Genomic DNA, 1,066 nt, shown 5'->3' with positions numbered 1-1,066 from the left:
AGGATCTTCATCAGCGTCGATTTGCCGGCACCGTTGTCGCCCAGCAGCGCCAGCACCTCGCCCCGTCCCAGCCGGAGGTTGATGTCGTCGAGGGCGCGCACGGCGCCGAACGACTTGGACAGGTGCTCGCCGCGGAGCACGTCGGTGCCCGGGTTCGTGTCAGTCATGGCTTGCCTCCGGCGCGTATGCGGCTGATGTGCACGTTCATGATCATGGTCACGACGATCGCGATGCCCAGGATCATGTCGAACGTGTAGGCGTTCACCCCGGAAATGGTGAATCCGTCCTTGAGGATCCCGAGCACCACCGCGCCCAGGAACGCACCGACCACAGTGCCGGACCCGCCGGTGAGCAGGGTGCCGCCGATCACCGCCGAGGCGATCGCCATGAACATGATCTCCGTGCCCCCGGCGAGCGGGTCGACGGACTCGATGCGAAACGCGTCGAGGATCCCGGCGAAGCCGCCGAGCACGCTGCAGATCATGAAGTTGCCGATCTTCACCCGGCCGGTGCGGATACCCACTTCCGCCGCACCGATCGGATTACCGCCGGTGGCGATGGTGTGCAGTCCCCACCGGGTCTTGGTGAGCACGAACTGGAAAATCACCACCAGGACCACCGCCCAGGCCACCTGCACGGCGATGTTGCCGCCGAACAGCGTCTTCCAGAACGCCCCGGCCTCGGGCTGCACGGGAAAGCCGCCAGAGATCGTGAGGTTGAAGCCGTTGACGAAGAACAGCATTCCCAGCGTGGTGACGAATGAGGGCACGCGAAGGCCTACGGTGATGGCGCCGTTGAGCAGGCCGACGACCGCCGCCGCGGCCAGCGCCAGCACCACCGCCACGGGCAACGGGGTGCCCGCCTGCTGGGCGAAGTACATCACCAGGGGCGCCAGCGCGTAGACCTGGCCCACGGACAGATCGAGTTCGCGGTTGACCAGGACCATCACCTCGCCGGCGGCGATGATGGCGGTGGCGGCGGCGAACTGTCCCAGCACACCGAGGTTGTCCGCCGAGAGGAAGTACGGCGAGGTCCACTGGAAGTAGATCACCAGCGCGATGCCGGC

General features: G+C 66.6%; 2 protein-coding genes. Both read right to left on the bottom strand.

Annotation, left to right across the window (positions count from 1 at the left end):
• On the bottom strand, nucleotides 1-167 hold a 167-nt coding region (locus G7A99_RS20705; RefSeq protein WP_163143768.1), incomplete at its 3' end, for an ATP-binding cassette domain-containing protein.
• The coding region (locus G7A99_RS20700; RefSeq protein ID WP_163143766.1) for an ABC transporter permease at nucleotides 164-1,066 on the bottom strand (903 nt) is incomplete at its 5' end. The genes G7A99_RS20705 and G7A99_RS20700, both read right to left, overlap by 4 nt.

This window comes from Arhodomonas sp. KWT, assembly GCF_010993615.1.
The sequence above is the reverse complement of the archived record's forward strand: the minus strand, read 5'-3'. Positions and strand labels throughout refer to the sequence as shown.